The 6,997-nt window shown below is 61.5% G+C and carries 6 protein-coding genes and 3 pseudogenes; 4 read left to right on the forward strand and 5 right to left on the reverse strand.

The genetic code is table 11. From position 1 onward, the window contains the following. Nucleotides 1-349: 349 nt before the first annotated feature. Nucleotides 350-457, forward strand: a pseudogene (locus F3H98_RS32225) (IS481 family transposase); the annotation flags it as partial. 78 nt (nucleotides 458-535) lie between these two features. On the opposite strand, the gene F3H98_RS32485 reads toward F3H98_RS32225, so the two are convergent. The 3 genes from F3H98_RS32485 to F3H98_RS30580 form a co-directional block, all read right to left on the reverse strand. Continuing rightward, nucleotides 536-697 carry an SEC-C metal-binding domain-containing protein gene (locus F3H98_RS32485; protein WP_342211655.1) on the reverse strand — a complete coding sequence of 54 codons (162 nt, stop codon included), beginning with the start codon at nucleotides 695-697 and terminating at the stop codon, nucleotides 536-538. Continuing rightward, nucleotides 627-1,190 carry a YecA/YgfB family protein gene (locus tag F3H98_RS30575; RefSeq protein WP_188130660.1) on the reverse strand — a complete coding sequence of 188 codons (564 nt, stop codon included), beginning with the start codon at nucleotides 1,188-1,190 and terminating at the stop codon, nucleotides 627-629. The genes F3H98_RS32485 and F3H98_RS30575 overlap by 71 nt, the downstream gene beginning before the upstream one ends. Nucleotides 1,191-1,349: 159 nt before the next feature. Then, nucleotides 1,350-2,945: an ISL3 family transposase gene (locus tag F3H98_RS30580; RefSeq protein WP_210249735.1), complete on the reverse strand. Its 1,596-nt coding sequence runs from the start codon at nucleotides 2,943-2,945 to the stop codon at nucleotides 1,350-1,352. Between the two features lie 162 nt (nucleotides 2,946-3,107). Here F3H98_RS30580 and F3H98_RS30585 point away from each other — a divergent pair, with 162 nt between their 5' ends. Next, nucleotides 3,108-3,446, forward strand: coding sequence for a Ulp1 family isopeptidase (locus F3H98_RS30585; protein WP_342211656.1), 339 nt, complete (start codon nucleotides 3,108-3,110; stop codon nucleotides 3,444-3,446). Continuing rightward, nucleotides 3,412-3,776 (forward strand): annotated as a pseudogene (locus F3H98_RS32230) (transposase); the annotation flags it as partial. The gene F3H98_RS30585 and the pseudogene F3H98_RS32230, both read left to right, overlap by 35 nt. A gap of 773 nt (nucleotides 3,777-4,549) precedes the next feature. Here F3H98_RS32230 and F3H98_RS30595 read toward each other — a convergent pair. Further along, nucleotides 4,550-5,452, reverse strand: coding sequence for a LysR substrate-binding domain-containing protein (locus tag F3H98_RS30595; RefSeq protein ID WP_149764732.1), 903 nt, complete (start codon nucleotides 5,450-5,452; stop codon nucleotides 4,550-4,552). 781 nt (nucleotides 5,453-6,233) lie between these two features. Continuing rightward, nucleotides 6,234-6,471, reverse strand: a pseudogene (locus F3H98_RS30600) (DDE-type integrase/transposase/recombinase); the annotation flags it as partial. A 209-nt stretch (nucleotides 6,472-6,680) separates the two neighbouring features. On the opposite strand from F3H98_RS30600, the gene F3H98_RS32235 reads away from it, so the two are divergent. Continuing rightward, nucleotides 6,681-6,997: IS110 family transposase (locus tag F3H98_RS32235; RefSeq protein ID WP_244622023.1), on the forward strand; the 317-nt coding region annotated here is incomplete at its 3' end.

A 6,997-nucleotide genomic window follows, 5' to 3' on the forward strand; every position in this document is an offset into this window, starting at 1 on the left:
GCCGCATGTCAACGCGGCCGAGTCGCCTGAGCCTGCCATCCTCCCATGCCACTGCTTCGGCGAAGGCGGGTGAATATCCAGTCCGATGATGCGCATGCCTATTCCCTCCTTCCTGGCTCGGTCAAAGACGGGAGCTGGCGGGCAACACGACACCTACTGATCCGCGCTCGCAGCGCATCCGGGAAAGTCGCGAGGGGCGGCCATGTAACGAGCTCGGGCTCTCAGCCCACGGTCTAAAGACGGCCTGCCCGCACTTTCGTGCTCCCGGTGCCCCACGTCCCGGATGGGCTCACCATAAGGCCGCTCTCAAGGAAGAACAGCAGGACGAATAGGCACCAAAGATCACATACCGGATAACGGGCAGGTCGAGCGCATGAACCGCACGATCAAGGAAGCCACCGTCAACCGCTACCACTACGACAGCCACCGGCAGCTCGAAGCCCATCTCGCCGACTTTGAGTTCTTCCGCATATTTGGTGCAGGGGCGGGATTCATGACCTGGAAGCACACTTGCACGTTGAGCGCTATGACTGGCTCAGGCGTCGCCCCCACAGCACTTCTTGAACTTCTTGCCTGATCCGCACGGACAGGGATCATTGCGGCCAATTCTTGTTGCAGCGTGCAGGCTAGTGACGAGGTTTTTTCTGTTGCGCGGCCGGCATGCGCCAGTAATGGGCGATGCCCATGACCGTAGCAGGGAGGATTTCGATGGCCTCTTCCATGGTCTGGCTCAGTTCTTCGCAGCTGAGGCCAAGCTCATCAAGGATCTCATCCGCCTCGCACAGCACCATGATGGGAATCAGAAGCAGTCCCGCCTCAGATTTGACCATCTTCGTCCACCGGCGCGGCCGCAGGGTGATCGCCTGGGCAAAGCCGTAGGCCCAGTCGGTGGCGATAACGGTCCCAGTCTTGGCAGAGCGCAAAAGGATGGGTTGGAAGGTGTCGTCCCCGATCTGTCGAACGATCTCGTTGTAGCGGTCCATGATGGCGCCGAAAGCGGCCTCCACCTGCTTTCCATCACCGAACCGCGGGGCCTCCCCACCCCAAATTTCGGGCAACCATTCGCTGGGCGCAATGAAGTCCGGTCCAACGATGATGCCGGTCAGGAAGCCGTCAAGGTCAGACAGCATCATGCACTCCGGCGGGGCATCCTCGGAGCTCAGATAGGCATCGAGTTCGTCGAGGCTCATCGCCCCGACCGGGGTCTGAAGACCATCAGTATGGTGATATTTCCTGCGGAGCATACGGCAAAGCCTAACTTGGAGCGCGGCGGCAAGCAAAGCATGTCGCTCTGCGCAACCATTTATCCCCTGCCAATTCCATGACCCCCTGATTTTGCAGCGTGTCGGCTATGCGGCGGCCAGCAGCCTGCTTCTCAGCAGCGGATATCCCGAGCGCCCATACATCTGGCGCTTGATCGTTTTGAGACGGTTGATCTGACCTTCGACGGGGCTCGTGCTCCAGGGCTGAGTGATTGCCGCCCGGACAGCCTCTATGTCACGGCCGATACCTGCTGCAAGGGAGGCCAGTTCGCTGTTCGTGGCATCGGCGATCCATTGCTCAAGGCCTGCATCATCGTCGCCGCGTATCAGTGCAGCGAAGCGTCGGGCGAGTTCGCCCGCGATCGAAAGCTCCGGCGCATTTTCATGGAGATGGTGAAGGAACCGCTCGGTCTGCGCTTCGAGGGATGTCGGGTCTTCGCTCAAGAGCCATGCACAGTTGCGGCGCGACGGGAGCCGCCACGGCGACTGTGGCGCGACAAGCGGTGGCCGCGCCTTGCGGGCGGCGACCCATCTGTAGACGGTCGCCCTGCTGCCTTTAAAGCCGCGGCGCTTGATTTCGGTCCACAGTTGCAACCCGTTGCGCTGGCCTTCCTGCAAACACTTTTCGAGATACTCGCGGAAAGGATCCATGAGGACGGAACGCGCGGGCGGCCGCCGGTGCTCGGGCTCCCCGCCCGCTGCAAGCCAGCGTTCGACCGTTCTCACATTCATGCCAATCCGGGGCGCAATCTGTCGCGGCGACCTGCCGGCCTCCCGCAAATCAAGGATTTCAGCATAGAGCTCACTGCGCTGCTTGCGCCTCGACCGGCGCAGGCAATCAAGTTTCGGAGAAGTTTCCACCGGCGGTTCCGGCCTGGCATCGTCGTTTCCGGCCATCTCGGACGCCATCGCCTTTCCGGCGGCGCTGACCGCCTTGCGATGGCGACCGACGGCCAGACGCAACGCTTCGCCCAGGTTCTGGAGAAGATGCCAGCGGTCGGCGACCTGCGTTGCATCGGGAGCACCGCGACGGGCGCCCTCGGCATAAACGCCGGCACGATCGCGCGCGATGACCTCGATGCCAGGATGGCCTTCCAGCCATGATGCGACCGTGTCGGCATTTCGATCCGGCAATAGATCCAGCACGCGGTTGCGCTCCAGATCGCAGATGATCGTTCCGTAGCGCTGTCCTTTGCGCCAGGCCCAGTCGTCGATGCCAACCACCCGCGGCGCTTCCGGCGGCTCGAAGGAGGCCGCGTGGATCATCCGCAACAGAGTGTCGCCGCTCACCGGCATGGCGAGCTTGTCCGACAGGCGTGAACCCGGCGCTCCACCCACCGCAAAGCCGATCGCCAGCTGGCTTTCGCCGAGCCGAACCGTGCGTCGAGCTTTCGGTTGAACCGTCTCAGGATGCCTCTCGGTGAAGATCCGCCGCGGGCATTGTGCATCGGCGCATCGAAACCGTCGTGCGTGAAGCCGGATTTCGACAACCCGCCCCTGCCACGGCAGATCGGCCAACCGTCGCATGTAGTGACTGTGGACGCGGCCGGTTCGGCAATGGCAACAGGGACAGCGCGATTCCATCGCCTTCGGCCGGGCAACAAGCACAATCCTGTCCGCCTGCGGGAGAATCTGGACAATCGAAAGCTCGGGCGAAATCAGCGAGCGGAAGACATGGAGCACGGCAAATCACGGTGTCGACTGCGATTCCGACTCTATGAACTTATTCGCACCATCCGTGAATCCCGCCCCTGCACCAAATAGGCGGAAGAACCCCAGATTGCCGCGCTATAGAACGATGCCAGTGCTGCCGATCCTGACCGCCGCGGCACCCATTGGTCGCTGCTGCTCCTTGATCGCCGCGCGCGGCAAAGCCCGGTCGCCTATCATTACGACTCCATCGGCGGGCGCCACCACAACATTGCAGCAGAGCTCGCAGCAAGGCTGGGCGCCCGCAGCCTGCAACCAATGGGCATGGCCCAGCAGCGGAACAGTTATGATTGCGGCGTCTTTGTAGTGGATGCCACGCGGGAGTTGGTTCGACGGTTGGCGGAAGAACCGCGGCCACGGCGCGAGTTGCTGCACCTCCACGACCTCGTCGCTGATCGGCGGGCACTCCAGGATCGACTCAGGGCTCAGCCCCCTGCACGACCCCAGTCTGCTGGCCCTTCGCGAACTCGATGATGCGCTTGGGCTGATCGAATTGTCTGGAGCGGCTCTCGCCGGCACCCTAACCGCCCAGAATAGCCGCCACATGCTGATCCCGCAGCTTCGCCAATCCGTGTTCAAACGACTGGCCGGGTACCAGGGTGTGAACGACGCAGATCGGCTGGCGCACGATCCCGCCCTGCTGGATCGTGGGGGCCGGGCTGTGACGCACAATGCGGCGTCGACCAGCCAGATGGTGAGACCGAGGGGCTGACCCAAGAAACGAACCTGTCCGCCCTTGCCGATCTGTCCGGGCGCTGGATCGACACCGCGCCTGCACGCCGCCCCGTCAAGGGCATCGTGCTGCCACGCGTGTCGGCGTGATCATTATGGTGGCATCCGGGCCGGCAGGCTATCGGCGAGAGGCGCTGAGAGGGGCGGTCATGGCCGGCTGGTGATGCTCACTCACCGAATTCCCTGGAAGGAACGGGTTCGGGCAAAATGCATTTGTCAAACGGCTGGTGGTCTTACTTTCAGCCTTGGTCATGGTGGCGTGTTTCGGTAAGTCCCGGACACCGATTTCACTAAGTCCGGAACAGCTGTCCGCGACTTAGCGGAATCCCTGTCCAGAGTTTGCGAAATACGCAGTCATGGTGGCGGAATTTGCCTAGGAACTCGCCCGGGCTGGCCTGTGGATTCGCAAAAGGCCGGACTGAATTAGCGGAACACGCAGGTGGACGGCGCCAATCGCGTCCACTTTGTAAAATGTATCGGGTTGCAGTGCTGCCGCGCATCCCGAGGCGGCAAATGCGGCAGTGATGAGGCAAGTGCAGCGAATCCCGCTTAGCAGGGTCGCCTCGCACGATGCTACCGTCAGGGCGCGCGTGGACGCAGGAACTGCCCAGCAGGAGTCTCCCTGCGTCCACGCGGGGCATAGGTCTGGTGGTCGGCGAAGGCCCGGAACGGGCCAGTCTAAATCGGTCGAACGGCCTATAGGCAGCGCTCGCAGGGCATAGCTGTACCCAGCTCTGTGGGTTTGTGGCGATCGCTCGATCGTCCTCAGAAATCGTCGTTCAAAGAAATACCGCTTGGAGTATTCACCTCTGGACAACGCCTACTGAATTGGGACGCGCTCCCTTTCAGCGAGAAGCGCTTCTAAAGTGCCTTTCCACCTGCGCGGCGACCAGGGCACTTACCGCCTCGGCGGCGGAGGTGAGCGGCATGTCGCCGGACGAGATGAGGCATGCCGTCAGTTGAATCGGCGGATCGATGACGACAGTCCTCAGACCTTCGTAGCCTGGTATGACCGAGACATTCCCCTTGGGAACAATCGCGCATGCGATGCCGGCTTTGACCAAGGAGAGCGCGCTGCAGCACGTGTCGACCTCTGCGACGCAGTTCGGTGTCACTCCGGCCGCTCCGAACGTCCGGTCCAGTACGTTGCGGATCGTATGCGGCCGTGCGGGCAGCACAAGAGGAAGTGCCGTCAGCTCCTCGAGGGACACGGAGGGCGCGACATCTTCTCCGTTGTCCGGAAGGATCAGATAGAGGCGCTGACGGAACAGCGGCTTGCGGACAACGCCACCGGTGGGTTTATCCTCGAACACCGTGCCAATGTCGAGCGCATGCGATTCGATGAGCGATCTAATGCGGAGAAAGTCACCGGTGACCAAGCGCAGGGTCACCTTGGGGAGTGCTGTCCTGCAGGCGCCGACTAAGGGGCCGGCGAGGGAGGCGGCGAGCGCCGAAGACATGCCGAGCCCTACCGAACCTTCTGGCTCTCCCTGCGTGGAGCGCACGACGTCGCGCAGTTGGTCTATCCGCTGCAGGACGGAGACGGCCTCCCGATAGAAGATCTTGCCCACCTGGGTCGGCGAAATGCCTCGTACGCTGCGGTGCAACAGGGTGACGCCGAGCCCGGCTTCCAGATCAGCGATCTGTTGGCTGAGGGCCGGCTGCGCCACATAGATGGTCGCCGCTGCCCGGGTGAAGCTGCCAGCATCGACGATGCTGACGAAGTAGCGGAGGTGGCGTAGTTGCATGGGAATAGCCCTGAGAAGGTTGATGATATTTAGATTGCACCTAAAGTCGCTTGTTGTAGTGATGGCATCCGTGTTTCAAATGGGCCGAGAGTGACCCCTCCCCGATATTGATGGGTCTCAAAATCGAGCCGCAGCTTTGCGATCGGGAATTGAACGCCGCGCCCAAGCGCGCATGAAGAGTGGAACTCTCATGGGATGCGCCCTTTTGCTCGGCCGGCTTGTCTCGCCGCCTGCGCCTCCGACTGGAACTGTCGGCATCGGAATCCCAATGAGCGGCCGGCGCTCTTCGTCTTCTATGAAGATACCGTACTCGTACTCCCTCGGTTTGCGCCGATACCTTGGCAGACCGCGTCGGTCGATCACGAGCAGAGGGTTCGAAATCCGGCAGTCCAAGTCTGCGAACGGCGCTGATACAGCTCGCATGTGTCTCGCTGCGCCATTAATCGCGCTTGGGCTCATCTTGTGGTTCGAGAACCTGGTCAGGTACAACGGCGGGCGGCTCAAGAAAACGACGATTGTGGCGCTTGCCTTTGAGCTGCTCGTGGCGCTGTGGAAATAGGTCAATGTGGCCGTCCTCATCGAGTGGGAAATGATAGAGGCGGCCCGACTAGCGACCACCAGATTTGAGATGTATTCTCATCTGAGGACCTGACCACTTCCTGACGGATCCGAAGCGAGGTGTGGTTTGGCTTGAAATGCCGCTTCGTCAGAATGATCCCGTCCTGAGGGTTTTGTTGCAACGGCTGAATAGGGGCACAGAGAGGCGCTGGTGCGAGGTCAATCAGGCGGCGAGGATTTCGAACTGCTCGGCCAGGGACGGATTCGGATTGAAGGCGTACCTCGCCTGTCGCTTGCCGCATCATGTGGATCATTTCGATGTCGGGCAGGATGGTGGCTGCGATGGCCGTCGATTTGAAGCCGAGCATCGGCCACAGGCGACGCTTGATGCGCCGAGGGTCCTGCTCGATCCGATTGTTATCAGGCATGAATAGGCGCGACGCGCCAATCCGCATTTCCTTGCGCTGGTGGATCGACTACCGTCCACCTACCGGGATTGGGGTGTCGGGAGCACGCATGGCGGGCAGGCCGTAGTACCTGATGAACTGAGAGTTCGAGTTGTTATCTGGCCGCCCCCTTCGACTTGCCCGGTTGCGCTGCGAGCGCGGATCCGTAGTTGTCGTGTAGCCCGCCGGCTCCCATGGTTGCTGACCCTGGAAAGGAGCCGGGAATGAGAATCATTGCCCTTGATGTCCACCGATCATTCGCTCAAATGGCAATCTTGGAAAAAGGCAAAATCCAGGATGCCGGGAGGATCGATCTCGAACGCAGCCGCCTGTTGCAGTTCGCCACGAAGCTCAAGCCGGACGACGAGATCGTCATCGAGGCGACAGGCAATACAAGCGCGATCGTCCGATTACTCTCGCCCTTGGTGGGCCGGGTGGTCATAGCCAATCCGATCCTGGTCCGGGCCATCGCCTGGGCCAAGGTCAAGACCGACAAGATCGACGCGGCAGTGCTGGCGAAGCTTCATGCGAGTGGCTTTCT

The sequence above is a fragment of the Neomesorhizobium albiziae genome (assembly GCF_900114255.1).
In the GTDB taxonomy this organism is placed as follows: domain Bacteria; phylum Pseudomonadota; class Alphaproteobacteria; order Rhizobiales; family Rhizobiaceae; genus Neomesorhizobium; species Neomesorhizobium albiziae.